22 protein-coding genes are annotated in these 26,871 nt (G+C 69.1%); 9 read left to right on the top strand and 13 right to left on the bottom strand.

Going from position 1 to position 26,871, the window contains the following annotated elements; translation table 11 throughout:
• Positions 1-326 precede the first annotated feature (326 nt).
• Positions 327-875, top strand: a complete 549-nt coding sequence (locus JOB34_RS06235) for a hypothetical protein (protein ID WP_179480665.1) — start codon at positions 327-329, stop codon at positions 873-875.
• A 4-nt stretch (positions 876-879) separates the two neighbouring features.
• Here JOB34_RS06235 and JOB34_RS06230 read toward each other — a convergent pair whose 3' ends face one another.
• Positions 880-2,106, bottom strand: coding sequence for a DUF2235 domain-containing protein (locus JOB34_RS06230; protein ID WP_208051886.1), 1,227 nt, complete (start codon positions 2,104-2,106; stop codon positions 880-882).
• 244 nt (positions 2,107-2,350) lie between these two features.
• Between JOB34_RS06230 and JOB34_RS06225 the strand changes: the two genes are divergently transcribed.
• Together JOB34_RS06225 and JOB34_RS06220 are read left to right on the top strand one after the other, a co-directional pair.
• Complete coding sequence (locus tag JOB34_RS06225) at positions 2,351-2,848, top strand: NfeD family protein (protein ID WP_208051885.1); 498 nt, start codon at positions 2,351-2,353, stop codon at positions 2,846-2,848.
• A complete protein-coding gene (locus JOB34_RS06220) occupies positions 2,821-3,696 on the top strand; it encodes a slipin family protein (protein ID WP_208051884.1) in 876 nt (291 codons plus the stop codon). The genes JOB34_RS06225 and JOB34_RS06220 overlap by 28 nt, the downstream gene beginning before the upstream one ends.
• A 96-nt stretch (positions 3,697-3,792) precedes the next feature.
• Here the strand turns inward: JOB34_RS06220 and JOB34_RS06215 are convergent, their stop codons facing one another.
• Positions 3,793-5,235, bottom strand: coding sequence for an HNH endonuclease signature motif containing protein (locus tag JOB34_RS06215; protein WP_208051883.1), 1,443 nt, complete (start codon positions 5,233-5,235; stop codon positions 3,793-3,795).
• Between the two features lie 507 nt (positions 5,236-5,742).
• On the opposite strand from JOB34_RS06215, the gene JOB34_RS06210 reads away from it, so the two are divergent.
• Together JOB34_RS06210 and JOB34_RS06205 are read left to right on the top strand one after the other, a co-directional pair.
• Positions 5,743-6,153 (top strand): DUF3054 domain-containing protein, encoded by a 411-nt coding sequence (locus JOB34_RS06210; RefSeq protein WP_208051882.1) that lies wholly within the window; start codon positions 5,743-5,745, stop codon positions 6,151-6,153.
• Positions 6,129-7,403: an FAD-binding protein gene (locus JOB34_RS06205; RefSeq protein WP_208051881.1), complete on the top strand. Its 1,275-nt coding sequence runs from the start codon at positions 6,129-6,131 to the stop codon at positions 7,401-7,403. Before JOB34_RS06210 ends, JOB34_RS06205 begins: the two co-directional genes overlap by 25 nt.
• A gap of 3 nt (positions 7,404-7,406) precedes the next feature.
• On the opposite strand, the gene JOB34_RS06200 is transcribed toward JOB34_RS06205, so the two are convergent.
• From JOB34_RS06200 to JOB34_RS06180, 5 genes are all read right to left on the bottom strand, one after another.
• A complete protein-coding gene (locus JOB34_RS06200; RefSeq protein WP_208051880.1) occupies positions 7,407-9,713 on the bottom strand; it encodes a hypothetical protein in 2,307 nt (768 codons plus the stop codon).
• A 219-nt stretch (positions 9,714-9,932) separates the two neighbouring features.
• Positions 9,933-11,669, bottom strand: coding sequence for a proteasome ATPase (gene arc / locus JOB34_RS06195; protein WP_208051879.1), 1,737 nt, complete (start codon positions 11,667-11,669; stop codon positions 9,933-9,935).
• Positions 11,670-11,737: 68 nt separating this feature from the next.
• On the bottom strand, positions 11,738-12,736 hold the full coding sequence (locus JOB34_RS06190) for a tRNA (adenine-N1)-methyltransferase (RefSeq protein ID WP_208051878.1): 999 nt from the start codon (positions 12,734-12,736) through the stop codon (positions 11,738-11,740).
• A 10-nt stretch (positions 12,737-12,746) separates the two neighbouring features.
• Complete coding sequence (locus JOB34_RS06185) at positions 12,747-13,880, bottom strand: site-2 protease family protein (protein ID WP_208051877.1); 1,134 nt, start codon at positions 13,878-13,880, stop codon at positions 12,747-12,749.
• A 34-nt stretch (positions 13,881-13,914) separates the two neighbouring features.
• On the bottom strand, positions 13,915-14,157 hold the full coding sequence (locus JOB34_RS06180) for a hypothetical protein (RefSeq protein ID WP_208051876.1): 243 nt from the start codon (positions 14,155-14,157) through the stop codon (positions 13,915-13,917).
• Between JOB34_RS06180 and JOB34_RS06175 the strand changes: the two genes are divergently transcribed.
• Both JOB34_RS06175 and JOB34_RS06170 read left to right on the top strand, forming a co-directional pair.
• Complete coding sequence (locus tag JOB34_RS06175; protein WP_208051875.1) at positions 14,156-15,019, top strand: PD-(D/E)XK nuclease family protein; 864 nt, start codon at positions 14,156-14,158, stop codon at positions 15,017-15,019. The two genes, JOB34_RS06180 and JOB34_RS06175, sit on opposite strands and share 2 nt — an antisense overlap.
• Before the next feature lie 41 nt (positions 15,020-15,060).
• Positions 15,061-15,333: a hypothetical protein gene (locus tag JOB34_RS06170; RefSeq protein WP_347813803.1), complete on the top strand. Its 273-nt coding sequence runs from the start codon at positions 15,061-15,063 to the stop codon at positions 15,331-15,333.
• An 8-nt stretch (positions 15,334-15,341) separates the two neighbouring features.
• Here JOB34_RS06170 and JOB34_RS06165 read toward each other — a convergent pair whose 3' ends face one another.
• Together JOB34_RS06165 and metH are read right to left on the bottom strand one after the other, a co-directional pair.
• Entirely contained in the window at positions 15,342-16,001 is a 660-nt protein-coding gene (locus tag JOB34_RS06165; RefSeq protein WP_208051873.1) for an HAD family phosphatase, read from the bottom strand.
• Positions 16,002-19,715: a methionine synthase gene (metH, locus tag JOB34_RS06160; RefSeq protein ID WP_208052390.1), complete on the bottom strand. Its 3,714-nt coding sequence runs from the start codon at positions 19,713-19,715 to the stop codon at positions 16,002-16,004.
• 243 nt (positions 19,716-19,958) lie between these two features.
• Between metH and JOB34_RS06155 the strand changes: the two genes are divergently transcribed.
• Positions 19,959-20,807, top strand: a complete 849-nt coding sequence (locus tag JOB34_RS06155) for a PAC2 family protein (protein ID WP_208051872.1) — start codon at positions 19,959-19,961, stop codon at positions 20,805-20,807.
• 30 nt (positions 20,808-20,837) lie between these two features.
• Here the strand turns inward: JOB34_RS06155 and JOB34_RS06150 are convergent, their stop codons facing one another.
• On the bottom strand, positions 20,838-22,562 hold the full coding sequence (locus JOB34_RS06150) for a choline dehydrogenase (protein WP_208051871.1): 1,725 nt from the start codon (positions 22,560-22,562) through the stop codon (positions 20,838-20,840).
• Between the two features lie 158 nt (positions 22,563-22,720).
• Between JOB34_RS06150 and JOB34_RS06145 the strand changes: the two genes are divergently transcribed.
• The gene (locus JOB34_RS06145; RefSeq protein ID WP_208051870.1) at positions 22,721-23,248 is read left to right on the top strand and encodes a GNAT family N-acetyltransferase; all 528 of its coding nucleotides are present in this window, start codon (positions 22,721-22,723) and stop codon (positions 23,246-23,248) included.
• Positions 23,249-23,254: 6 nt separating this feature from the next.
• Here the strand turns inward: JOB34_RS06145 and JOB34_RS06140 are convergent, their stop codons facing one another.
• From JOB34_RS06140 to JOB34_RS06130, 3 genes are all read right to left on the bottom strand, one after another.
• Entirely contained in the window at positions 23,255-24,136 is an 882-nt protein-coding gene (locus JOB34_RS06140) for a YihY/virulence factor BrkB family protein (RefSeq protein ID WP_208051869.1), read from the bottom strand.
• Positions 24,137-24,143: 7 nt separating this feature from the next.
• A complete protein-coding gene (locus tag JOB34_RS06135) occupies positions 24,144-25,658 on the bottom strand; it encodes a long-chain fatty acid--CoA ligase (protein WP_208051868.1) in 1,515 nt (504 codons plus the stop codon).
• Between the two features lie 63 nt (positions 25,659-25,721).
• On the bottom strand, positions 25,722-26,870 hold the full coding sequence (locus tag JOB34_RS06130) for an acyl-CoA dehydrogenase family protein (RefSeq protein WP_208051867.1): 1,149 nt from the start codon (positions 26,868-26,870) through the stop codon (positions 25,722-25,724).
• Between the last annotated feature and the right edge of the window lies 1 nt (position 26,871).

Raw genomic sequence — 26,871 nt, 5'->3', positions numbered from 1 at the left:
CGCGCCCTCGGGCGCACCCCACACGCCCGCCTGAGCGCCGCCGGCGCTGCGGTCGATGTCGCAATTTCGCTCCCCCGATGGGCAGGGTGCGTCTGCATTGACCACGCCTGAGCCGGCTGACATTTCGCCCGAATGCCCGACGTGCGGATTCCGTCGTAGAACGGTGATCCGACAGTGCGTATGGATGGTCCAGAGTCGATCACGACAAGTTTTCTTGAGAGATCGGCGCGTTCCGCCACTTCTTGATCCTTCAACGGTTTACTCTTTCTTTACCAAACACTGACCGGGGAGATGCCGTGCTGGGGTACAACCGTGAACGAGGGGGTGTGGCCGTGGACGAGCGGTCGCACGTCAGGCGACGGGCCGTCATCGCGGGCGCTCTCTGGACCGCCCCGGTGATCCTCATCGGAGCACCCGCACCTGCCGAAGCGGCCTCGACCAGCGTCCAGCCGGCGCAGCTCGCGTTCAACACGCTGAACACCACGGGCACGGCGTACAACGGGTCGGGCAAGCCCACCGGTCTGCAGACCCAGGTGCAGGTGCAGAACGTCTACTACGCGTCCTACCCCTCGGTGTCCGCCAGCGTGCAGAAGCTCACCGTCGTCGTCCGCTTCCCCAGCGGGCAGGTATCGACCGCTGCTCCGACAGCAGTGTCCGGTACCGGCTGGGCCTTCACCAGTGTGGCGACCTCGGGTGGCAACCGGGTCTTCACCTTCACCTGGACCGGTGCCATGGACCCCGGCCAGCAGACGTCATCGCTCGAGTTCACTGTCGCGATGAGCAACACCAACTCAGGTCAGCGCACGCTCACAGCGACCGCGAGCGCCACCAACGCCACGGACGCCAACGGTTCGGCGTCCTACACCGTCAACTGACCGGTCACTTCGCTGCGGTGGGGCTGACCTGCAGGCGATCGGGCGGAATCGGCTGGAACCACGCACGATCCGTCACGTTGTGGGGCGACGGCAGTTCGCACGGCGGCCCGAGGTGGTCAGCAGCGACTCTGGAAGCGACGGACTGATGGATCCAGGCGCCCTCCGGAATGCGCCGGTGGTAGGGCGGTCCGGTCACCAGCCAGGACTTGGGCAGCGGATGGACGACGCCCTCGTACGCGGTCTCGGTGAGCGCACGGAACAGCAGCGAGTAGGAGTCCCGTTCGCGCAGGACCAGTTTCTCGACCACTCCGTCGACGACCCACTTCAGCGCGATGAGCGCGAGACGGTGGTCGTCCTCGTAGGTCCCGCCCACGTCGGAGTGGACCCCGGCGAACCAGACCTCCTCCGGTTCGAGACGTCCCGGACGGTCGGGACGGTCCTGCAGCAGCATCGCGCGGTAGGGGTTGCGCCATTCGTGGATGGAGACGGCGTGCTGCACCTGTTGGGCGTTCGGGACCGAATCGGTGAACCGCCAGTGGTGTTCGTGGAAGTGGGCGAGGCCGGAGGCCTCCACCGTGTCCCAGATGCCGAGGAAGGAGACCGGCACCGAGTGGTGCGGCACGAAGAAGGTGCCATCCAGCGCCGGGTGCCTCCACCCGTCGTCGGTGACCTGGTCGTGAAGTGCGGGGTCGACCGGAGTCTGCTCAGTCCCCCAACAGAAGGCGTCGGCGAACTCGGCGAGGCCTTCGCACTCTGCGGTGGTGTCGGGCCAGTCGTTCGTCGCGTACTTCTCGATGGCGTACGGGATGAGGTTGTCCGAACCCGTGCGCAGCAGGCCGGGGCAGTGCAGCATCCCAACGAGTGCGCGCGCGGTGTAGGCGCCGCGGCTGAATCCGAAGATGTAGATCTGGTCGCCGAATGCGTAGTGCCGCATCAGCCAGCTGTAGGCCTCGGTCAGCTTGTGTTTCATGCCGATCCCGAAGGCGAGCTCCTCCCCCGTGGACAGGTGTCGTTCGATGATCCCCCGCGCGTGTGGTGCGGGCAGCGTGCCGATACCGGGGTCGTAGTACGCGATCTGCCGGGATCGATCGACCAGGCTCAGCATCCGGAAGATCTTGGCTACGTTCGACGGCTCAGAGACACCGATCTGATCGTTGGTGCCGTCCAGGCACATCACGATCGTCTTGGTCCCGGCCGGGGGCGGCGCCGAGTGCACTGCCTGATCCGACATGACAACACCCCTCGGCAGCGGCGATCTCGACCCACGAGAGTACGCCCGGAGGACGACGTCCTGCAGGTCGTCGGGAGAATTTCGTGGCGAAGGGCGGGCGCGTTTCGAACGGTGCTTCCGATGCGATGGCGGCGGGGGCTGCGCTGCGGGCTCGGGGTATTCTCAAATCGGTAGAACAGGCGCGTCGAGTCGGTTGGGGCTTCGTTCCATGCGACGGCCCGTTCGCCCGGATCAGGTGATCCCGATGGCTGCGATCGGTGTGTTGGTGGCCCTGTGCGGACTGGGGCTGCTGGTTCTCGAGGCCCATGTTCCCGGCTTCGGAATCTTCGGCTCGGCGGGCGTCCTCGCGCTCGCCGGCGGCGTCGGGTTGATCGTCGATGCTGCCGGCGCCCCACTGGCCGTCGCCCTTCCGGTGGCCCTCATCCTCGCCGTGATCGGTGCGGTCCTGCTGTTCGTCGTGGGCCAGAAGGTGTTGCTGTCGCACCGCTTGGAACCGCAGTCCGGGCCGGAACGTTTACCCGGTGTGGCCGGCGTCGTACAGACGTGGGCCGGGGACCAGGGCCAAGTGGCCGCGGACGGCTCGCTCTGGAGCGCACGTACCAGTTTCGGATGGCAGGATCCCGCCCCTACGGCGGGCGAGACCATCGTGATCGAACGACTCGACGGATTGACCTTGATGATTCGTCGACCGCACTCGTGGGAAAAGGATCCGGTATGGAAGCCCTCGGAATTGTCGTTGTAATCGTCGTCGTCGTACTCGTCGCCCTGCTGGGATCCTCCGTCCGGGTGCTGCGCGAGTACGAACGCGGGGTCGTCTTCCGGTTGGGACGCCTGGTCACGCTGAAGGACCCCGGCCTCGTCCTGCTGATCCCGGTGATCGACCGGATGGTCCGCGTCGGCATGCGCACGGTTACTCTCAACGTGCCGGCGCAGGACGTGATCACCCGGGACAACGTGCCCGTGCGGGTGAACGCCGTGACCTACTTCCGTGTCGTGGACGCCAACCGTTCGATCGTCGAGGTCGAGAACTTCCTGGCGGCGACCAGTCAGATCGCGCAGACCTCGTTGCGCGCCGTACTCGGTAAGGCGGAGCTGGACACCCTGCTGTCCGAGCGGGAGCGCCTCAACGCCGACCTGCAGAAGGTCATCGACCAGCAGACCGAGCCGTGGGGCATCAAGGTCCTCATCGTCGAGATCAAGGACGTCGAGATTCCCGGGAGCATGCAGCGCGCCATCGCGCGGCAGGCGGAGGCCGAGCGCGAACGTCGCGCGAAGGTCATCAACGCCGAGGGTGAGTTCCAGGCGTCCGCGAAGTTGGCTGAGGCGGCCGATGTCATGTCGACCAACCCCGCCACACTTCAGTTGCGCTACCTGCAGACGCTGCTCGAGATCGGCAGCAACAACAGCAACTCGGTCGTGATCCCCCTGCCGATCGACCTGATCCAGGGTGTGCTCGGCGGCTTGAAGCCGAGCGCCGACGCTTCCGACAAGGTCGCCGAGGCCAAGAAGGCTGCTGACGCGATCCTCGCGGAGAGCCGGGTTGCGGGCGACGCACAGCCGGAGATGGACGCGGTCGTCAGCCCGTCCTGAGGGTTCACGGCGCACCTCGGTCGTGCCGCACGCTGACGGCGTACGCGTTCGTTGACGGCGTTCGAACTCCGTCAACGAACGCGTACGCCGTCAGCGTCATGCAGCGGGTCGCTGGCCGGGTTGAGTCGGCATCAGTCCCGGGGTGAGGTCCCAGGCGACGCCGGTGAGTGTGACGGTGGCGGTCAGTAGGTCGCGGTGCACGATGGTGTGGTGTCTGGCGCAGAGCAGTGCTCCGTTGGTCAGGGTTGTCTCGCCGCCGGCCCACCAGGGCCTCACATGATGCGCGTCGCACCAGTCCGGTGGCCGGTCGCAGCCAGGGAAGGTGCAGTGCTGGTCGCGGTGGATGATCGCGGTGCGTAGTCCTCCGGTGAAGAGGCGTTTCGCTCGCCCGACGTCCAGGGGTTCGGACTTGCTGCCGAGGACGATGGGGATCAGATCCGCGTCGCACGCCATCCGTCGCAGAGTGCCGGCGTCGAGGTACTCGCCATCAGTGGTGCGCCCGATTCCCGGCAAGTACGTCGGCGCCGACGCTGTGTCGTGCGAGGTTTTTTCGTCTAGACGCTCGAGCCGGCCGGCTATCTGGAGGCCCTCGTACAAGGTCGCGTAGTCCATCGTGACGAGGATCTTGGCGGTGCCGCCGAACTCTCCGACCGGCCGCGGGCTGGTGCCGTCCAGCACACCGGCGGCGGTGTCGACCAGTCGCACCAGGGCGTCCGCACGGCGCTTGGCCGGGGTCCGCATGTCACGCTCGGGTGCACTGCTCCCGGTTTCCAGCAGCACCGCAGGATCCTCGCTGGTGCTCGTCGGGGACCCTTCTGGCGCAGTCGGAGTCTCAGGCGAGGGTGCGGAGAGCGCGCGCAGGGCGCGCTTCACCACCGCAGCGTGACCACCGGACAGTTCGGCGACGAAGCGGGTCAGCCCACTGGGTAGGTCGGCCCAGAAGACGGATTCACAGTCCTGCTGACGCTCCTCGTCCCGCACGAGCTGCTGCGGCGCGAACTCCCCCAAGATGCGGGTGGTCAACTCCCGCAACGTGCGTGCCCCGTAGTCCGACAACGACAGGTACTGTCCCAACAGGTCATCCCGGTCCGCGGTCGGCAGCTGCGGCAGGATCAACGGCACCTGCCGTAATGCGGCAGCAGCCACCGGCACACTCGCCGACCCGGTCGCCAACGCCTCAACAACCACCTGATTGGCCGAATCCGCGCAGTCCACCCCCACCAAACCCACCCGGCGCACCACCGCGGGTTCGACACCGGCTGCCTGACGGGCGACCCACGCTGGAGCACCCGTCGCCGTGGAGTTCGCCACGGTCCCCCGACTCAGCGCATCCGCGGTCGCCAGCGCCGCAACATTCTCCGCACGAGCCGTGATCCGCAGCATCCCCCCGACCACTTCACCCAGCGCCGCTTCATCCAACTGCCACAGAGCACCCGGCCATTCGTCCAACGTGGTCGTGAACTCGCCCAGCAGTTCCATCAACCGAGCCCCGGTCCCGGGCGCCGCGGACCGCTGCGTGTCGGTCGTCGACTGCGCCATGGCCCCTCCTGCGCTGGTGACAGCACCCCTGGCCATCTACCCTGAATCATACGTGTGTTCGATCATCGACGCAAGAGCAAATCTAACGAATATCCCTGCTAATAAGAATGATTCGAGCCGCAACCATCCACATCCCCCGGTGTCGGTGTTGCCATTCCAGCAGTTGTCCACACATCAGAATCGCTTCTGATGCCGACACGAACAGCTATGGGATGGGCGTGCGCCGGGATTTCGTCCAGGGCTAATCAACTGCGCTACCGATGGGCCCGCTGGCACGCCTCGGTGCAGTTTCGCTCGCACGTCACCGTGCTCGGTCTCGTCGTCGTAACGCTCCTTGCGTGACCGCACCGAGATGCGGAAAGGATGTGCAACGGCAGTGCTTCGGCGCCGGGGTGCCGCTGCACGCGATGTGCCTGCAACTAGTTTTCAAAGGTTGCAGATAGCGGCTCCGAGGCCCTGGATCCGGGGTGGTGAGGTCATCGGCGGCCGGCGTCTTAGGCTCGACGAATGACGACCACCCAGACGCCTCCAAGGGCCGAACAGGCTGACACGCGGCGTAGGGCCGTGGTAGCCGTCGTCCTCGACGTGGTGCTCATCGTGGCGTTCGCCGCGATCGGGCGGGCGTCGCACTCCGAGAGCCACCCCGTGCTCGAGTCCGCGGTCGTGGCGTGGCCGTTCCTGGCGGGTGCGGCAGCCGGGTGGGCGGTCGCGGTGGGTGTACGGCGGTGGGCGCCGGCGTCGCCGCGAGCAGGCGTGCCGATCTGGGTGGGGGCCGTCGTGATCGGGATGGTGCTGCGGACATTGACGGGCCGCGGGGTGGCGGTCAGCTTCGTGATCGTCGCGACGATCGTGTTGGGAGTGTTTCTGCTGGGCTGGCGTGTCATGGTTGCCGGATGGCAACGACGGATGCGCAGCTGAGAGCGACCAACTGGTCCGGGACGATCGACTACCGCTCAGGTCGGCGGATCCGACCCGCCTCCATCGAGGAGCTGCAGCGGGTTCTGCGCGAGGCGCCGGCTGCGAAGGTCACCGGCTCCGGTCACAGCTTCAACCACATCGCGGACAGCGAGCACGGCTGGCAGCTGGATCTGTCAGGGCTCGTGGAGCCGCCCGTCGTCAGTGACGACCGAAGCATCGTCGAGGTCAGCGGGGGGATGACGTACGGCGCGTTGGTGCCCCACCTCGCGCAGGCCGGACTGGCCCTCGCGAACCTCGCCTCCCTGCCCCACATCACGATCGCCGGGAGTGTCGCGACCGGCACGCACGGCTCGGGGGTCTGCCGGCCCGGGTTGGCGAGCTCCGTGCAGGCGGTGCAGCTGCTGAGTGCTGACGGCGAGGTGCGGTGGTTCGACCGCTCGGACTCGCGCTTCCCCGCGCTCGTGGTGTCGCTGGGCGCGCTCGGGGTCGTCACCCGGCTTCGGCTGTCGGTCGAGCCGGCGTACCAGGTGCGGCAGGACACCTTCGTCGGACTGCCCTGGTCGCAGCTGACGGCCGGGCTGGGCGCCATCCTGGAATCGGCCTACAGCGTCAGCGTCTTCGGGCGGTGGATCGGGGCGGGCCCCGACCACATCGTCCTGAAGAGCCGCCTCGACGAGGTGACGGGCACTCCCGCCGTGCCCGGCGCCGAATGGATCAAGGACACCCGTCATCCCTCGTGGGGCTCGGGAGAGACGAACGAGAAGGTGACCGAGCAGGGCGGCGTCCCGGGCCTCTGGTCGGATCGGCTGCCGCACTTCCGGATGGGCTTCACGCCGAGCTCGGGGGCCGAGATCCAGTCCGAGTTCTTCGTGCCGGCGGCACACGGAGCCGCGGCCGCCGACGCGCTGCTGCAGATCGGCGAGCGCATCGCCCCGGTGACCATCGTGTCTGAGATCCGCGCGGTCGCGGCCGACGCGCAATGGCTCGCCCCGACGTACGACCGCGACAGCGTCGTCTTCCACTTCACCTGGCGGCCGGACACGGCCGCAGCGTCGGCCGCCGTCGACCTCGTACAGCAGGCCCTCGCACCGTTCGACCCGCGCCCGCACTGGGGCAAGCTCTTCACCTACCCGGGGCGGCTCGACGCGGCGTATCCGCGCCTGGACGACTTCGACGCCGTACGCCGTGAGTTCGACCCGGCCGGCCGCTTCCTCAACGACTTCCTGCGCCGTCACGTCGTGCCGGCGTGAAGCTCAGGGTGTGATCGCGTAGGCCGAACTGCCGCCGGCTGCGATCGCGGTCGCACCGCTGATGCCGGTGACCACGACCGGTGTGCTCGCCGAGTCGGCAGGGCCGGCGCTGCCCAGCTGGCCGTAGCTGTTGTCGCCCCACGCGGCGACGGTGCCGTTGGACATCCGCGCGTAGGCCGAGTTGTCCGAGGCGGCGATGGAGAGGACGCCCGACACATTGAGCACGCTCTGGGGCACGCGGGAGTCCGCGGTGCTGCCGTAGCCGATGCCACCGCCTGTGCCCTGCCCCTGGGCGGAGACGCCGCCACCGCGGATCGCATACCCGTCGACGCCGCTCGCGGCGACCGCGTCCGCCGTGTAGCCCGGGATGCGCGTCGGCACGGTCACGTACGGGTCGGGTGAATTGAGGGCGAGCTGGCCCACCGAGTTGTCCCCCCAGACCCAGACCCCGGTGTCGGAGGTCAGCGCGAGCACCGAGCGGCCGCCGCCGACGATCGAGGTGACGTTGCTGATGCCGGAGATCTTGACCGGGGTGGCCGACCCTTCGGTCGTCCCCGGGATCTGCCCGTAGTACCCGTCGCCCCAGGCCCACACGCTCCCGTCCGAAGCGAGCGCGTACGCCGTGTCCCATCCCGCCGAGATCTCGACGATCCGCGTGAGCCCGGTGACCTGCGTCGGCGTACTGCTGGAATTGCCGGATCCGTTGCCGAGTTCGCCGTGGAAGCCGTTGCCCCACGCCCAGACCGTGCCGTCGCCACGCAGCGCGTACCCGGAGAAGTACCCCGCCGCCACTGCGGTGACGCCGGTCAGACCGACGACCTGGCGCGGCACGCTGGTGAGGTTCGAACCGTCCAGGCTGCCGCCGTCGCCGAGCTCGCCGGCCCCGCCGTCACCCCAGGCCCACACGGTGCCGTCGGCCCGCAGCGCGTAGCCGGTAGCCTCGCCGGCCGCGATCCCGGTCACGCCCGACAGGGCACTGACCCGCACGGGCGTACTCGAGGAATCGGGGCTGGTGCCGTTGCCGAGCTGACCGCTCGATCCCGCACCCCACGACGAGACCACGCCGGTGAGCGGGTAGCGGAAGTACCCCTGCACGTCGACGAGCAGGTCGGTTTCGGCCGAACTGAAGATGGTGACCCTGCCGCCCGCGCCGACCTTGGCGGTCACCGAGTTGGCGACGGCCTGTCCCTGCACGTAGTTGAGGGTGGAGGATCCGGGGCGGCTGCCGCCCGCAGGGTAGGTCGTGAGATAGCCGCCGGCCGACGGCCCGACCGCCGTGATGCCCAACTCGACGGCGTTGATGCCCGAGGTGGGTACGCCGCCCGCTCCCGTGATCTGCACGGTGAGGCTGCCGCCGGCCGGCACGCGCGCCTTCGGGGCGCCGGTGCCGCTACGGGTGTCGACCAGGCGGACAGGGGTCACGCCGGTGTAGTCGGCGGTCGTCGGCAGCCACCCGGCGATGTCCACCAGCAGGTGGGTCGTCGCGGAGGTGTAGATGGACACCGCTCCCCCACTGCCCACCCGCGCGAACGTCGTACCGACCGCTGCGCGCCCGGCGGCGAAGTTGACGTTCGAGGACGACGGGCGGGCCGCTCCGGCCGGGTAGGCGATGAGGTAACCGGAGGTGGCCGGCGCGACCACCGTGATGTTGAGGACCACGGCCCCGACGCCGCTCGACGGGACACCTGCGACGCCCGTCACCGGCACGGTCGTGGTGGATCCGGCAGCGACCGTGTGCGTCTTGCGGGTGTCCAGCAGACGGGTGGGTGTGACCGGGTGGTAGGAGCCGCCGGTGGCGTAGTAGCCGGACGCGTCGGCGAAGAACTGCGTCGAGGTGGACAGGTAGACACTGACCCGGCCACTCGCGTCCACCGGTGTGACGGACTGGTTCGCCACTGCCTGCCCGGCGGCGAAGGTGATGTTCGAGGTGCCCGGTCGGGTGGCGCCGGTCGCGTAGGCGATCAGATATCCCGAGCTCGCCGACCCCGCGACCGTGATGTTCAGGACGACGGCGGCGACGCCGGAGGTCGGCACGCCACCCTTGCCGCCCACTTGCACGGTCGTCGTACTGCCCGCTGCCACAGCGCCCTTCGGACCACCCAGACCGGTACGGGTGTCGATCACGCGGGTCGGGGCAACGGACGTGAGTCGGGTCGTGGGTGCAGGTCCGGCCACGACTGCCGGTCGGGCGGCACCTGCGTGGTGCGTCGCACCGGTCGGCGCGGCGGCGTACGCCGAAGCGGGTGCGGCGAGCGCGCACCCGAGGAGCATGGCGAGGAGCAGACTGCGCAACGCGGCGTACGAACGCATGAGAGGACCACTTCCGACGGAGCAGGACACGGCAGAGCACAGGCCGCGGGCTCAAACTACTGCGCCGTAGGTGGTGAGTGGCCGTTACGCGGCGGGGGGTTCAGCCGTCCTGGTCGGAAGAGGTCAGACGCGGTCGGACGCTGCCGGCGGTTGTCCGCAGTTTCGTGCGGACGGGGTCCCGAAACTGCGGACAACCGCCGATGTCGCGTGGCCCGAGGACTACAGGTACTGACCCGTGTTGGCGATCGAGTCGATCGCGCGCCCGGGCTCCGAACCGTCCTTGCCGTCGATGAGCGTGCGGATGTAGACGATCCGCTCGCCCTTCTTGCCGGAGATCCGCGCCCAGTCGTCGGGGTTCGTGGTGTTGGGCAGGTCCTCGTTCTCCTTGAACTCATCGACGCACGCGCGCAGCAGGTGATCGATGCGAATGCCCTTGGCGCCCAGGGTGATCTGGTCCTTGATCGCCATCTTCTTGGCGCGGTCGACGATGTTCTGGATCATCGCGCCGGAGTTGAAGTCCTTGAAGTAGAGGACCTCCTTGTCGCCACTGGCGTAGGTGACCTCCAGGAACTTGTTCTCGTCGATCTCGGTGTACATCCGCTCGACGGTCGCCTGGATCATGTCGGTCACCGTCTCCTGCGCCGAACCGCCGTGCTCCGCCAGGTCGTCGGCGTGCAGCGGCAGCGTGACGGTGAGGTACTTCTCGAAGATGTCCCGGGCGCTCTCGGCGTCCGGCCGCTCGATCTTGATCTTCACGTCGAGCCGACCGGGCCGCAGGATCGCCGGGTCGATCATGTCCTCGCGGTTGGAGGCACCGATCACGATGACGTTCTCCAGGCGCTCCACACCGTCGATCTCCGACAGCAGCTGCGGGACGATCGTCGTCTCCACGTCGGAGGAGACGCCCGACCCGCGGGTGCGGAAGAGGCTCTCCATCTCATCGAAGAAGACCACCACGGGCGTGCCGTCGGAGGACTTCTCGCGAGCGCGCTGGAAGATCAGCCGGATGTGCCGCTCGGTCTCGCCGACGTACTTGTTGAGCAGCTCCGGACCCTTGATGTTGAGGAAGTAGCTGCGCGTCTCGGTGCGCCCGGTCTTCTCGGCGACCTTGCGGGCCAGCGACGCCGCGACCGCCTTGGCGATGAGCGTCTTGCCGCACCCGGGAGGACCGTAGAGCAGCACGCCCTTCGGCGGCCGCAGCGCGTGCTCGCGGAAGAGTTCCTTGTGCAGGTAGGGCAACTCGACCGCGTCGCGGATCTGCTCGATCTGCCCGGCCAGGCCGCCGATGTCCTCGTACTGGATGTCGGGCACCTCTTCGAGCACGAGGTCCGCGACCTCGGCCTTGGGGATGCGCTCGTAGACGAAGCCGCTGCGGCTGTCGAGCAGCAGCGAATCGCCGGCGCGTACGGTCTGCCCGTCCAGGCTCGCGGCGCGGCGGCAGACCCGCTCCTCGTCGGTGTGCGCGACGACGAGGATCCGAGTGTCGTCGAGCAGATCCTTGACCGTGACGAGCTCGCCGATGGACTCGTACCCGGTCACCGCGACGATGTTCATCGCCTCGTTGAGCAGCACCTCGCGGCCCGGCTGCAGCACCTCCGGCTCGACGGTCGGGCTGACCGCGACGCGCATCTTGCGCCCGCTGTTGAGGATGTCGGCCGTCGCGTCGTCCCGCACGGCGAGGACCACGCCGTACGCCGCGGGCGGCTGTGCCAGTCGGTCGACCTCCCCCTTGAGCGTGACGATCTGTTCGCGGGCCTCGCCCAAGGTGCGCACGAGCCGCTCGTTCTGTGCCGAGAGGGTGCCCACGGAGGACTGCAGTTGGTTGACCTGCTGAGTGAGCTGCGGGTTACGGCCCGCACTCGTGGCGTTCAGGCGGGTGCGCAGCGCCTTGACCTCCTGCTGGAGGCTCTCGACGGCGTCATAGGACGAGGGATCAGTGGGCTGCTGGTCGGACATCGGGCCTCCTGCGTGGAGCGGTGCGCGCTTCGCGGGTGATGTCACTCGACTTTAACCCGACGGTCTGATCAACTCGCGGGCGGCTCACTCAAGGAACGAACAACTTTGCGCACCTTCTTGTCCGAGACGGGCCGCTCGCCCAGATCTTCGGCATCCCAGATCGAGCTCGACGCGTCGTTCTCGTCGCCGTAGGCGCCCTTCGCGGGGCGACGTTTGCGCAGCGGCGGCGTGACGCCCGGCGCCAGCCGGCGCGTCGTGATGAGGAAGCCGGTGTGCCCGTGCATGCGGTGTTCGGGGCGCACCGCCAGACCCTCCAGGTGCCAGCCTCGCACCATCGACTCCCACGCCTGCGGCTCGGTGAAGCCGCCGTGGTCACGGGCTGCCTCGGCGACCCGGGACAGTTGTGTCGCGGTCGCGACGTACGCGATGAGCACGCCACCCGGCGCGAGCGCCTCGGCGACCACCTCCAGACACTCCCAGGGCGCCAGCATGTCGAGCACGACTCGGTCGACAGAGCCCGGCGCCTCGTGCTGGGGAAGCGATTCGACCAGGTCGCCCACGGTGACCGTCCATGCCGGGTGGTCCGCGCCGAAGAAGGCGCGGGCGTTGCCGCGGGCGATGTCGGCGAAGTCCTCGCGGCGCTCGAAGGAGTGCACGTGGCCGGTGTCGCCCACGGCCCGCAGCAGCGACATGCTGAGCGCACCCGAGCCGACCCCGGCCTCCACGACCCGGGCACCGGGGAAGATGTCGGCCATGATGACGATCTGGCCGGCGTCCTTCGGGTAGACGACGGCCGCGCCGCGCGGCATCGACATCACGTAGTCCGACAGCAGCGGCCGCAGTGCCAGGTACTGCACGTTGGCGGTGTTGGTGATGGTGCTGCCGTCCGGTGCACCAATCAGGTCGTCGTGCAGCAGGTGGCCCCGGTGGGTGTGGAACTGCTTGCCCTCGCCCAAGGTGATGGTGTGCATCCGGCCTTTGGCGTCGGTGAGCTGGACGCGTTCCCCTGCGGTGAACGGACCGCGTCGTGTGTCGGCGCCTGTGGCGTGTGCGGTCGGTGTGGTCATCGGGCGCAGCCTAGTGAGCCCGGGAGGCGGCCTGCAGAGCCTGTCCGAGGTCAGCCGTCCGGATGATGCCGACAGGCCGGCCGTCTCGGAGCGTCACCAGCAGCTGTTCCGGTGCGGGATCGGCCGACTGCACCGCTGCGATGAGCTCCGTGCAGTCGTCGTCCACCGAGTCCACCTGGGCCACCCAGCCCTGCGGCTGGCGCCGCGCGACGGCGTCCACGGGCGCGCTGCCGATGCCCGCGGGAACGCGGGCCCGGTCGGCGGCGGTCGCGAATCCCCAGGGCACCCCCGCCGGGTCGGTGACCACGAGGTCACCGTCACCGCGCAGCCGGGAGAGCGGCGTCCCGGACGGGACCAGGGTCACCCGGGTCAGCAGCTGCCGCACGGTCACCCGTGAGATGACCCGACTCGCGGAGGATCTCGCGATGGCGCTCGTCGCGCCCACCCATAGGAAGCCCGCGATCAGGACGGCCCAGACGACCGTGTAGAGGTCGACCTGACCGCCGTCCAGCATCGAGCGCCCGAAGGCGGCGACCACGACGAGGACGGCGACGACCCTGCCGCACCATCCGGCGACCAGCAGGCCGGTGGCGCGCGAACCGGTGATCCGCCATACGAGCGAGTCGACGAGGAATCCGCCGTCGAGCGGCAGGCCCGGCAACAGGTTGAACACCGCGACGAACCCATTGGTCCACACGAAGACCTGCACGAGAAGTCGGGGCACGCCGCCGTCGGTGCCCTGCAGCGCCAGGTAACCAAGGCCCGCGAGCACCCCGTTGCTCAGCGGTCCGGCGACGGCGACCATGGCGCTGGAGAGCGGTGTGGTGTCGGCCGTGTCGTACGACGTGTGCCCGCCCCACAGGTCCGCGACGATCTGGCGCACCCGGTATCCCCGCCACTGCCCCACCAGCGCATGCGAGCCCTCATGAATGAGCACGGAGAGCAGGAGCAGCAGGACGTAGCCGATCGCGACGAGGTAGGCGCCTCCGGAGCCGAGCTCGGGCAGGACGCCGCGCACCTGCGGCCCGAAGGTGACCACGATGAAGATCGCGATGATGGGCCAGCTGCGGCCCAGATAGACGGGCACGCCGCGGACCTGGCCGATCTGCCACCCGGGGCCGGGAGCGTCGGGGGTTCGCGGCATGTCCTCAGGCTAGTCGCAGGCCCTGTCCAGCACTTCAGAGCCGACTGTCGGGTGCGTGGTGGCACGCTGCAACTGCTCGCTGTGATGCCTGTTCACGGGCGCCCGGGAGGACACCGGTGTCGATCACGTGCCGCTGCCGGACCACGTCGCGTCGGTTGTCGGCACCGCGGCCACTTTGCTGCGTCGCGGCGCGTACGTCGTTCTCCTGCACCCCGCATGCGCCGCGCGGCAGGGTGTGCGGGGCGTTGTCGGCGCGCGGTCCTACAGTCACCTGCATGGCTCAGCACACGGCACTTCCCCGCACCGCGGCGCTCTCACCGAGCCGCGCATCGGACTTCATGCAGTGCCCGTTGCTCTACCGCTTCCGCACCATCGACAGGCTCCCGGAGCCGCCGAGCCCCGCCGCCGCCCGCGGCACGCTGGTGCATGCGGTGCTGGAGCGGCTCTTCGACGTCCCGGCGCCGCAGCGCACGGTCGAGCACGCGCGCACCCTGATCGGCCCGCAGTGGGACGCACTCGTCGAGGCCGAGCCCGAGCTGGCCGCCCTGGTGGCCGAGGGCCCCGATGCGATGCGGCAGTGGGTCGCCGACGCCGCCGTGCTGGTCGAGCGCTGGTTCGAGCTGGAGGACCCGACCCGCCTGGAGCCGGCCGAGCGTGAGCTCTATGTCGAGGTCGAGGTCGACGGACTGACGCTGCGGGGGTACGTCGACCGGCTGGATGTCGCCCCCAGCGGCGAGTTGCGGGTCGTCGACTACAAGACCGGGCGTTCGCCCTCGCAGCTGTTCGAGGCCAAGGCGCTCTTCCAGATGAAGTTCTACGCGCTGGTGCTCTGGCGCACCCGCGGCGTCGTGCCGCGGATGCTGCAGCTGGTCTACCTGGGCAACTCCGAGCTGGTGCGCTACGAGCCGGAGGAGCACGACCTGCTCGCCACCGAGCGCAAGGTGCGTGCCCTCTGGGCGGCCATCGAACGCGCCGCCAGCGACGGTGACTGGCGACCCAGCCCTTCGCGATTGTGCGACTGGTGCAGCTTCCGCGATCTGTGCCCTGCGCATGGCGGCATCGCTCCCCCGCTGCCCGAACGGGCCCAGGAGCTCGCGCTCGACCCGGCCCGGTCCGGCAGCGTCGAAGACCCCGACTGAGCCGCTCGTTCAGCCGGGCAGCCCTGCGGTAGGTCGACCACATCGGCGATGCCACGTGGGAGGCCTTGATCGAGAGGCTGTCGGGGTCCAGCGCCCCCTTCCGGGAGGCGTGGGCCCGGCAGGAGATCTGGCCGCCGGGACTGCAGCACAAGGAGTTCCGTTGCCCGCCGGTCGGGACGATCCGGTTGAACACCCTCAGCTACGCGATCGATGGGGCCGCCGAGCTGCGGATGATCGTGCACCTCCCGGAGTCCTCGACCGACGCCGAGCGACTCCAGGAGCTGTTGCGCATCGGCGGCGTGCGCCTCGACTGAGCCGTCCGTCAGTGGACGGGGTCGAAGATCCCCAGCAGATCCGCCGGGTGCACGCCGGCGAGGGTCTGCAGCTGCACGGCACCGAGGGTGGCGGGCAGGGTCACCACGTGCGGCACCGCGATGGTCGGCACTCCGGCGGCGACCGCCGAGGTCACCCCCGGCAGCGAGTCCTCGATCGCCACGCAGCGCGACGGCGGCAGACGCAGCGCCCGGCACGCGGCCAGATAGGGCTCCGGCGAGGGCTTGCCCTCGCTGACCGCGTCACCGGTGATGACCGCCGCGAAAGTGCCGTCGGGCAGCGCGTCCACCAGCACCTGGGCGAACGACAGGTAGGACATCGTCACCAGCGCGTTGGGCACCCCCTGCTCGCTCAGCGCGACGAGCAGCTCTCGGGCACCGGGCCGCCACGGCACGTGCTCCCGCATCTGAGCGACCACCCCCGAGAGCAGCACGTCCACGACGGCCGGCGCCGACATGGTGACCGGCGAGTTCGCGCGGATGATCTCCGCTGAGACCAATAACTGGTTGCCCACGCACTCGTGGGCGAGCTCCTCGGTCCACGTGCCGCCGTACGACTCGACGAGGTCGTGTTCGGCACTGATCCAGTAGGGCTCGGTGTCGACGATCGTGCCGTCCATGTCCCACAGGACGGCATCGGGCAGAGTCACTCAGTCCTCCGGTTCGTAGCCGAGGTTGGGCGAGAGCCACTTCTCGGCGGTGCGCAGCGGCCAGCCCTTGCGGCCGGCGTAGTCCTCGACCTGGTCGCGCCCGAGCCGCCCGACCACGAAGTACTGGCTGTCCGGGTGGGAGAAGTACAGGCCGCTGACCGCGGCGCCCGGCCACATGGCCATCGACTCGGTCAGCTCGATGCCGGTGGTGCGCTCGACGTCGAGCAGCTCCCAGATCGTCGCCTTCTCGGTGTGGTCGGGGCAGGCCGGGTAGCCCGGCGCGGGCCGGATCCCGACGTACTTCTCCTGGATCATCTCGGTGTTGGTGAGGTGTTCGTCGCCGGCGTAGCCCCACAGGTCGTGGCGTACGACGGCGTGCAGGCGCTCGGCGAACGCCTCGGCCAGCCGGTCGGCCAGGGACTCCAGCAGGATGGCGCTGTAGTCGTCGAGGTCGTCCTTGAACTTCTGGGCGCGCTCCTGCGACCCCAGCCCCGCGGTGACGGCGAACCCGCCCACGTAGTCGCGCAGCCCGCTGTCCATGGGGGCCACGTAGTCGGCCAGCGACCGGTTGGGCACCCCCTCGCGGTGGTCGCCCTGCTGACGCAGTTGGTGCAGGACGGTGCGCTCCTCTGTGCGTTCCTCGTCGGCGTAGACCACGATGTCGTCACCGCGGGCCGCGGCCGGGAAGAATCCGGCGACGCCGTTCGCGCGCAGCCAGCCCTCCTCGATGATCGTGTCGAGCATCGTCTGGGCGTCGTCCCACAGCTTGCGCGCGGTGTCGCCGGACGCGGGGTTGTTGAGGATGTCGGGGAAGCGCCCCTTCATCTCCCAGGCGTTGAAGAACGGCTGCCAGTCGATGTACTCGCGCAGCACGTCCAGCGGGTAGTCCCGGAAGACCTTGGTCCACTGGGTGCCCTCGTGGGTGCTCTCACCCTCGTGGAAGTCCTTCTCCTGAGCCGCCAGGAGACGCGGCCGCGGCGGGTGGTAGCCCGTCCAGTCGATCGGCGTACGCCGCTGCTGAGCCTTGTCGTAACCCACCAGCTTCCGGTCGGTGCTCTTGGCGGCGTGCCGCGCCCGGATCGAGTCGTAGTCCTTCTCGACCCCGGCGAGGAAGGAGTCGCGCCGTTCGTCGGACAGCAGGGCGGCCGCGGTGCCGACGGAACGGGAGGCGTCCTTGACCCAGACGACCGGGCCGGAGTACTTCGGGGTCACCTTGACGGCCGTGTGGGCGCGCGAGGTCGTCGCTCCGCCGAGCAGCAGCGGGATGGTCATGCCGAGGCGCTCCATCTCCTCGGCGAAGCTCACCATCTCGTCCAGGGACGGGGTGATCAGGCCGGACAGTCCGATGATGTCGGCGTCCTCGGCCTTCGCGGCGTCCAGGATCTTCTGGCCAGGCACCATCACCCCGAGGTCGACGACCTCGTAGTTGTTGCACTGCAGCACCACGCCGACGATGTTCTTGCCGATGTCGTGCACGTCGCCCTTGACGGTGGCCATCACGATCTTGCCCTTGGCCCGGCTCACGTCGCCGGGCTTGCGCTCCGCCTCGATGTAGGGGATGAGGTGGGCCACGGCCTTCTTCATCACCCGCGCGGACTTCACGACCTGCGGCAGGAACATCTTGCCCGAGCCGAAGAGGTCGCCCACGACGTCCATGCCGTCCATCAGCGGGCCCTCGATGACGTCCAACGGCCGTCCCCCGCTGTCGACCAGCTCCAGTCGCAGCGCCTCGGTGTCCTCGACCACGTGCTCGTCGATGCCCTTCACCAGGGCGTGCGTGATGCGCTCGCGCAGCGGCAGCGAACGCCACTCCTGCTGCTCGGCGGGGGACGCGGGTCCACTGGCGTTGTGCCGTTCGGCGACCTCGAGGAGCCGCTCGGCGGCGTCCTCGCGGCGGTTGAGCACGACGTCCTCGATGCGGTCGCGCAGCTCGGTGTCGATCTGGTCGTAGACAACGAGCGCGCCTGCGTTGACGATGCCCATGTCCATGCCGGCCTTGATGGCGTGGAAGAGGAAGACCGCGTGGATGGCCTCACGCACCGGGTTGTTGCCCCGGAAGGAGAACGACACGTTCGACACGCCACCGGAGACCAGCGCGTGTGGCAGGTTCTCCTTGATCCAGCGGGTGGCCTCGATGAAGTCCACGCCGTAGTTGGCGTGCTCCTCGATGCCCGTGGCCAGCGCGAAGATGTTCGGGTCGAAGATGATGTCCTCGGCCGGGAAGCCCACCTCCTCGGTGAGGATCCGGTACGCCGTCCCGCAGATCTCCTTGCGGCGCTCCAGGGTGTCGGCCTGCCCCTCCTCGTCGAACGCCATCACGACCACGGCGGCGCCGTACTTACGGCACATCCGGGCGTGCTCGATGAAGGGCTGCACGCCCTCCTTCATGGAGATCGAGTTGACGATCGACTTGCCCTGGATGCAGCGCAGCCCGGCCTCGATCACGTCCCACTTGGAGGAGTCGACCATCACCGGCACGCGGCAGATGTCCGGCTCGGAGGCGATCAACTTGCAGAAGTGGTCCATCGCCTCGATGCCGTCGATCATCCCCTCGTCCATGTTGATGTCGATGACCTGCGCGCCGGCCTCCACCTGCTGGCGCGCCACGTTGAGGGCGGTGGTGTAGTCGCCCTCCTTGATGAGCTTGCGGAAGCGGGCGGAGCCGGTGATGTTGGTGCGCTCACCGACGTTGACGAAGAGAGAGTCGGGCCGCACGGTGAGCGGTTCGAGGCCGGACAGCCGCAGCGCGGGCGCGATGGTGGGGGGCTTGCGCGGCGCGTGACCTGCTGCCCGCTGCGCGATGGCGGCGATGTGCTCGGGCGTGGTGCCGCAGCAGCCACCGAGGATGTTGACCAGGCCGTCCGCGGCGAACGACGAGACGATCTCGCCCATCGGGTCGGGCTCCTCGTCGTACTCCCCGAACGCGTTCGGCAGGCCGGCGTTCGGATAGCAGGAGACGAAGCAGTCCACGATGGAGGACAGCTCGGCGATGTACTGGCGCATCTCGGCCGCGCCGAGGGCGCAGTTGAGGCCGATGGCGAGCGGCCGGGCATGCCGGACGCTGTTCCAGAACGCCTCGGTGACCTGCCCGGTCAGCGTGCGGCCGGACGCGTCGGTGATGGTGCCGGAGATGATGACTGGCCAGCGGCGGCCCCGCTGTTCGAAGAGCGTCTCGAGCGCGAAGATCGCGGCCTTGGAGTTGAGGGTGTCGAAGATGGTCTCGACGATCAGGAGGTCGGCACCGCCGTCGACCAGCCCGTCGGCCTGCTCGAGGTAGGCGCCCACGAGCTCGTCGAAGAGCACGTTGCGCTTGCTCGGGTCGTTGACGTCCGGTGAGATCGACGCGGTCCGGTTGGTGGGGCCGAGCGCTCCGACGACGAAACGCGGTCGCTGCGGGTCGCGTGCCGTGACCGCGTCGCACGCCTCGCGGGCCAGGCGCGCGGAGGCGAGGTTGAACTCGTACGCGAGGTCCTGCATGCCGTAGTCCGCGAGGGAGATGCGCTGCGCGTTGAAGGTGTTTGTCTCGACCAGATCCGCTCCGCCGTCGAGGTACTCGGTGTGGATGGACCTGATCAGGTCGGGCTGGGTCAGCGACAGCAGGTCGTTGTTGCCCTTGAGGTCGCTGTCCCAGTCGGCGAACCGCTCCCCGCGGTAGTCCGCCTCCCCCAGGCGCTGCCTCTGGATCATCGTGCCCATCGCGCCGTCCAGCATCATGATCCGCGCGGCGAGCAGCTCCTGCAGCTCTGCGGTGCGGTCCGGTTGGAGGGTGGGTGTGGGGCGGGAGCCCTCGGAGCGGCTGCTCACAGGTGGTGTCCCTTCATCGAGTGATGCGCCCGATTCTATGAGGCACCTGCGTCGCGGTGGATGTCGGTCGTTCGCCACGGGCGGCGTACTCAATAGGCTGCACGCAGCGCTGGGTATTCCCTCTGGCGCTCCGCCGGCCCGGAGGAGGACACCTTGATCGAGTTCGAGGACGTGCCACTGCTGCGCGACCCGATCATGATCGCCGCGTTCGAGGGCTGGAACGACGCAGGTGAGACGGCCAGCTCGACCCTCGCCCACCTGATCGCGATGTGGGACGCCGAACCGCTGTGCGCGATGGACCCCGAGCTCTATTACGACTTCCAGGTCAACCGCCCGCAGGTCTCCGGCGAGGGAGGCGATCGCAAGATCACCTGGCCGACCACCAAGGTCTTCCTGGCGCGCAACACGCCGCTGGAGCGCGACGTCCTGCTCGTGCAGGGCATCGAGCCCTCGATGCGATGGCTCGGCTACACCCGCGAGCTGATGAGCCTGGCCGCCGAGGTCGACGTGTCGATGATCATCACCCTCGGAGGGCTGCTCGCGGACGTGCCGCACACCCGGCCCATCCCGGTCACCGTCACCTCCGACGACGAGCAGTCGCAGCTTCGCTACGACGTGGAGGCCAGCAAGTACGAGGGCCCGTCCGGGATCGTGGGCGTGCTGAGCGACGCGGCCCGTACGGCGCGGGTGCCGAACCTGTCGTGCTGGGCCGCCGTGCCGCACTACGCCGGCGGCAGTCCCTCCCCCAAGGCGACGCTCGCGCTCCTCACCCGGCTGGAGGAGCTGCTCGACACCCTGATCGGGCACGCCGACCTTCCCGACCAGGCGCGGGCGTGGGAGCACGGCGTCGACGAGCTCGCGGCGTCCGACGACGAGGTGGCCGAGTACGTGCACTCCCTCGAGGAGGCGCAGGACACGACGGAACTGCCCGAGGCGAGCGGTGATGCGATCGCCCGGGAGTTCGAGCGCTACCTGCGCCGCCGCGACGACGAAGAGGACTGACCGGGCGGGCGGGGTCGACTTGGCGCCCTGTCAGCGGACCGGGTCCTGCACGGTGTCGACCACCACTTCAGGCACCACCTCGGCCTGGTAGTAGTTCAGCCCGGACGCCGGGAGCAGTTCGGCGCCGGAGACGATGTCGGCCGCCCGTTCGGCGATCATCATCACCGGTGCGTAGATGTTGCAGTTGGGGATGGTCGGCATGATCGAGGCGTCCACGACGCGCAGGCCGTCCAGGCCGTGCACGCGCAGCGTGTCGGGGTCGACGACCGACATCTCGTCCGAGCCCATCGGGCAGCTGCAGGACGGGTGCAGCGCCGACCCCACGTTGCGGCGTACCCAGGCGAGCACGTCGCGGTCCGAGGTGAGGAACTCCCCCGGCGCCAGCTCGTAGGCGCCGAGTGCCTTCAGGGCCGGAGACGCGCCGATCTCCCGTGCGACCCGCATGGCGGCAAGCCACTCCCGCTCGTCCTCGGGGGCGCTCAGGTAGTTGAAGGCGATCGAGGGCCGGGTCGCCGGGTTGCGCGACACCGTCTTGACGTGACCGGTGGCCTTGGACAGCATCGGGCCCACGTGCATCTCGAAGCCGTGGCCGCCCTGCGGAATTCCATCGACCTCCCGCAGCGACGGCAGCAGGTGGCACATGAGGTCGGGGTACGGCGTGTCGGTGCGCGATCGGCTGAAGCCGCCCACCTCGTGGTGGTTGGAGCCGCCCGGGCCGCCCCGGTTGTAGAGCCAGTGGGACACCATCTTGGGAGCATGCCGGGCCCGGTGGCGGTGGTGGGGTTGTTCGGACACCGGTGCCTCGCAATGGAACTGGACCCAGGCCTCGAGGTGGTCCTGCAGATTCTCACCGACGCCGGGCAGGTGCGCCACGATCGGGATCCCGAGTGCGCCGAGCTCGTCGGCGTTGCCGACCCCGGACAGCTGAAGCACCTGCGGAGAGTTGAAGACCCCGCCGGACAGGATGACCTCGTCGGCGCGCACCGTATGGGTCCGATCGTTCTCGCGGTACTCCACGCCGACCGCCCGGGTGCCCTCGAAGAGGACGCGCGTGACGAACGCACGGGTGATCAGGTGCAGGTTGGGGCGGCGCAGCGCGGGCCGCAGATACGCGTCAGCGGCCGACCACCGGGTGCCGCCGAAGGTGTTGCGGTCCAGCGGGCCGAACCCCTCCTGGCGGTAACCGTTGACGTCGTCGATCAGTTCGTGGCCCGCCTCCGCGGCTGCACGGAGGAACGCGGCGTTGAGCGTGCTGTGTGGATCACCTCGCTGGAGCAGGGTGCGCCCGGCCAGCCCGCGTCGCGGGTCGTCGGATCCCGTCGCGGTGGCGTTCTCCATGCGCATGAAGTACGGGAGACAGTGCGCCCAGTCCCAGTTCTGCAGACCGGGCAGGGTGCCCCAGTGGTCGTAGTCCATGGGGTTGCCCCGCAGGAAGATCATCGCGTTGATGGAGCTGGAGCCGCCTACGATCTTGCCCCGGGTGTGCATCAACCGGCGGTTGTCCAGGCCTGGCTCCGGCTCGGACAGGTAACGCCAGGCGTAGGAGTCGCGCCCGAGCGGGATCGGCGCGTTGGGCATGTGGACGAGAATGTCGAACTTCCAGTCCATCCCACCGCTCTCCAGGACGAGCACCCGATGGGCCGGATCCTCGCTCAGCCTGTCCGCGAGCACACAGCCCGCCGAGCCCGCGCCCACGACGACCGTGTCGTAGTGGGAGTCGGCGCCGTTCTGGGGCACGGACCGTCGAAGTCTCATTGCGCGTCCCGTCTTCCCTGCGAGGTCTTTCGCATCGTGCCACCCCCCAGGAGGGATACGCAGGCATCTCGGGGAACTACGCCACGCCCGTCTTCGTTGATTCCTGGGTCCGATGAGGCGGCGCCGGTGTGTGGTCGGACGTGCCATAGCGTCGGAGCATGATCGTGCACGTGCGTGATGCCGACGCCGACGACGCTGGGGCGTGCGCGCAGGTGTACGCGCCGTACGTGCGCGATACGGCCATCTCCTTCGAGGTCACCGCGCCGTCGCCACTGCAGATGGCACAGCGCATCGAGGACGCTCAGCGCCGGCATGCGTGGCTGGTGGCGCAGGACGAGCAGGGGGTGCTGCTGGGGTACGCCTACGCCCACCCGTACGCCACGCGGCCGGCGTACCGGTGGACCTGCGAGCCGAGCGTCTACCTGGCCCCGGATGTGCGCGGTCGCGGAGTGGGCCGCACGCTCTACGCCGCCCTGCTGGACCGTCTCGTCGAGCGGGGCTTCCGCCAGGCCGTCGCCGGGGTCACCCTGCCCAACCCGGCCAGCCTGCGTCTGCACGAGGCGATGGGCTTCGAGCCCGTCGGGGTGTTCCGGGCGGTCGGGTGGAAGCACGGGCGATGGCACGACGTCGCGCGGTTGCAGCGGACGCTGCTCGTTGCCGCGGACCCGCCGCAGGAGACCGTCTAAGGGTGCTCAGACGTCGCTGCGGGTCCGCCAGTCGGCCAGCCGCACCGAGCCCTCCCGCACGCGCGCGGCACGCCGTTCGTCGAGCACCGCGTTGAACAGGATCCCCGCGACCACGACCCCGCTGACGAACAGCACCCAGACCGAGAGCACGAAGGTGGTGCCGACCAGGCCGTAGTCATCGACCTGCTCGGTCACCTGACCGGGCAGCCAGATCTCCGAACCCACGGACACGACGGTGGCGCCGAGAGCGATCAGCAGCGAACCGGGCAGCAGCTTGACCCACGGCACCCGTCGCAGCAGCAGGCACCACTGGGTCCACCAGTAGTACCCACCCATCGACAACCCGACCGTGACCGACTCGACCGCTATCTCCAGCACGCCACCGATCGGCCAGTTGCGGGTGCGCCCGCTCAGCCAGATGGCGCTCGCGAGGAACGGCACCAGGGACGCGACCCACACGAGGCGCATCCACCACCACCGCTGCCAGGGAGCGCGCGGGCGGTCCCACGCGATCTCCAGGATGCGTTGCGTGGTGCCGGCGACACCGAACGTGAACGCCACCGCGAGCAGCAGACCGACCACCAACTCGCCCCACCCCGGTGTCGCCGCGGGCTGCAACAGCACGTGCAGATCATGTCTGCCGCCTGCGTTCAGCCCGAGCGCGTCGCTGATGAGCCCGGCCGCCGAACCCTCGTGCATCCGGTGCAGCACCGACGAGGTCGCGACGAGCAGCGGCACCACGCAGAAGAGCTGCTGCGCCGACAGCGCCAGGGTGTAGTGGCCGAGGTCCAGGGCCTGCGAGCGGCTCAGCGTGTGCCCGGGAAGGGTGCGGCGCCATCGCACGAGCAGTGACGAACTCAGCTGTTTCGCCTGCTGTCTCCTGCTCACCAGGCGATTATCCCTGCTGTCTTGCGGCCTCGTCGCGCAGCTCGCGGCGCAGGATCTTCATCGACGGTCCCATCGGCAACGCGTCGCGGACCTGCACATGCCGCGGGTACTTGTAGCGCGCCAGGTGCTCCTTGCCGTACGCGCGTACGTCCTCCGCCGTGACCTCGGCGCCCGGTGTCAGGGTCACGAACGCCACGATCTCCTCGCCGTGCTCGTCGTCGGGGACGCCGACCACCGCGGCCATCTGCACGCCGGGGTGCCGGACGAGCACCTCCTCGACCTCGCGCGGATAGACGTTGTAGCCGCCGCGGATGATCAGATCCTTCTTACGGTCCACGATCGACAGGAAGCCGTCCTCATCCTTCACGCCGATGTCGCCGGTGCGGAACCAGCCGTCCTGAATGGCGGCGGCGGTGGCCTCCGGGTCGTCGAGGTAGCCCTCGAAGACGCAGTGCCCCCGCACGACGACCTCGCCGCGCTCACCGGTGGCGAGCAGCTCGACGCGATCCTCGATGTCGCTGTCGGCGATCTCGGCCTCCACGCCCCACACCGGGTGCCCCACCGTGCCCGGCCGCACGCCGTACACCTGCTGGTTGGAGCTGACACCGGGCGAGGTCTCGGACAGTCCGTACCCCTCGGTGATCTGGGCGCCGAAGGTGCTCTCCACCTGCTCCAGCACCGACACCGGGAGGGCCGCGCCTCCGGAGGCCACCCGCTTCATCTGCGGGATGCCCGGTGCGCCCGGTTCCTTCGCGGCCTGCAGCAGCTGCACGAACATCGTGGGGACGCCGGAGAAGATCGTCACGTGCTCGTCGTTGAGCAGTCGCAGGCAGGTGGCCGCGTCGAAGCGGGGCAGCAGGACGATCGTGCCGCCGATCCGCAGCGGGGTGTTCATCACCGCCTGCTGGCCGAAGATGTGGAACAGCGGCAGACAGCCCATCACCACGTCGGTCGAATTCGCCGGGGTGTCGGAGTCGTAGGCCATGTTGTGCATCGACAGCAGCAGGTTGAGGTGGGAGAGCATCACGCCCTTCGGGCGGCCGGTGGTGCCGCTGGTGAAGATGATCACGGCGATGTCGTTCGGGGCGCGCGTCACGTACGTCGGCAGCGGCCGGGGGTGGTCCATCAGGTCGCTCACCTGCAGCGCCTGCGCGTTGCTCCCCTGCGCGATGCTGCGCGCCAGGTCCCCGAACGACTCGTGGTAGAGCACGATGTCGGCGGCCGAGCGGCGCACCATGTCGCTGCCCTCATCGGGAGTCAGCAGCGGGGAGATCATCACCACGGTGCCGCCGGCGGCGATGACGCCGTAGTACGCCGTGATGAACTCCACGACGTTCGGGAGCAGCACCGCGACCCGGACACCGGGCCTGACCTGTCGTTCCGTGAGCGCACCGGCCACCCGCAGGGAGGCGTCCCACAGGTCGGCGTAGCTGACCCGACGCTCACCCTGGACGACGGCGGTTTTGCTCGGACGGCGTTTGGCCGAGTCCGACAGGATGCTGGCGAGCGACAGCGTAGGCATGACTTCCCATCCTCGATCTGACGACTGGTGTGCGGGGGGGGTCCCGTGACGGGCACCGCCTCGCTAGAACGCGTTGATGCCCGTCTCGGCCCTGCCGATCAGGAGTTTCTGGATCTGGCTGGTGCCTTCGTAGAGCGTCATCACCCGCGCGTCGCGCATGAGCTTCTGCACCGGGTACTCATCGACATAGCCGTAGCCGCCGAACGCCTGGATGGCGAGGTTCGAGGAGCGCACCGCCGCCTCGCTCGCGAACAGCTTGGCCTTCGACGCCGCCACCCGGAACGGCTCGCCCCGGTCGATGAGGTCGGCGGCGCGCCAGACCATCAGTCGGGCGGCGTCGGCGTCCAGGGAGATGTCGGCGATCATCTCCTGCACCAGCTGGTAGCCGGCAATGGGCTTGCCGAACTGGGTGCGTTCGCCGGTGTATTCGACGACAGCTTCGAGGCATGCCTGCACGATCCCGACGCAGCCCGCGGCCACACCGACCCGGCCCTTGTCGAGCGCGGTCATGGCGATCTTGAAGCCGGTGCCCGGCTCACCCAGGACGGCCGACTCCGGCACGCGTACGTCGTCGAAGGCGAGCGATGCCGTGGCCTGGCCGCGCAGGCCGAGCTTGCCCTTGATCTCGGTACGCGTCAGGCCGGGTGCGTCGGTGGGCACCACGAACGCTGTGACACCGTGCGGTCCCTCGTCACTGGTCCGCGCGAAGACGAGGGCCACGTCGGCCCAGGTGCCGTTGGTGATGAAGATCTTCTCGCCCTGCAGGACGTAGTCGCTGCCGTCGCGCCGCGCCTTCGTCGTGAGGTTGCCCGCGTCCGACCCGTTGCCGGGCTCGGTCAGTCCGAAGCAGCCGAGCTGCCGGCCGGTGGCGAGCCCCGGGAGCCACTGCTGCTTCTGCTCGGTGGTGCCGTGCGCCGCGATCGTCTTGGCCACCAAGCCGTTGCTGACCGACACGATGCCGCGGATCGCCGAGTCCGCCCGACCGAGCTCCTCCATCACCAGCACGTAGGTGAAGAAGTCGGCCTGGACGCCGCCGTACTCCTCGGGGATGCCGAAGCCGAAGACGCCGAGCTCACCGAGCCGGGGCACGATCGAGGTGTCGACGCTCTCGTCGCGATCCCACTGCGCCCGGTGCGGCACGACCTCCTTCTCCAGGAACTCCCGCACCAGGTCGCGCAGGTCGCGCTGATCCTCGTTCAGCGACAGATCCATC

Origin of the sequence: Allobranchiibius sp. GilTou38 (genome assembly GCF_017565325.1) — a bacterium.
GTDB lineage: Bacteria > Actinomycetota > Actinomycetes > Actinomycetales > Dermatophilaceae > Allobranchiibius > Allobranchiibius huperziae.
Note: the sequence above shows the minus strand (reverse complement) of the source record. Positions and strands in the feature narration are given on the sequence as shown.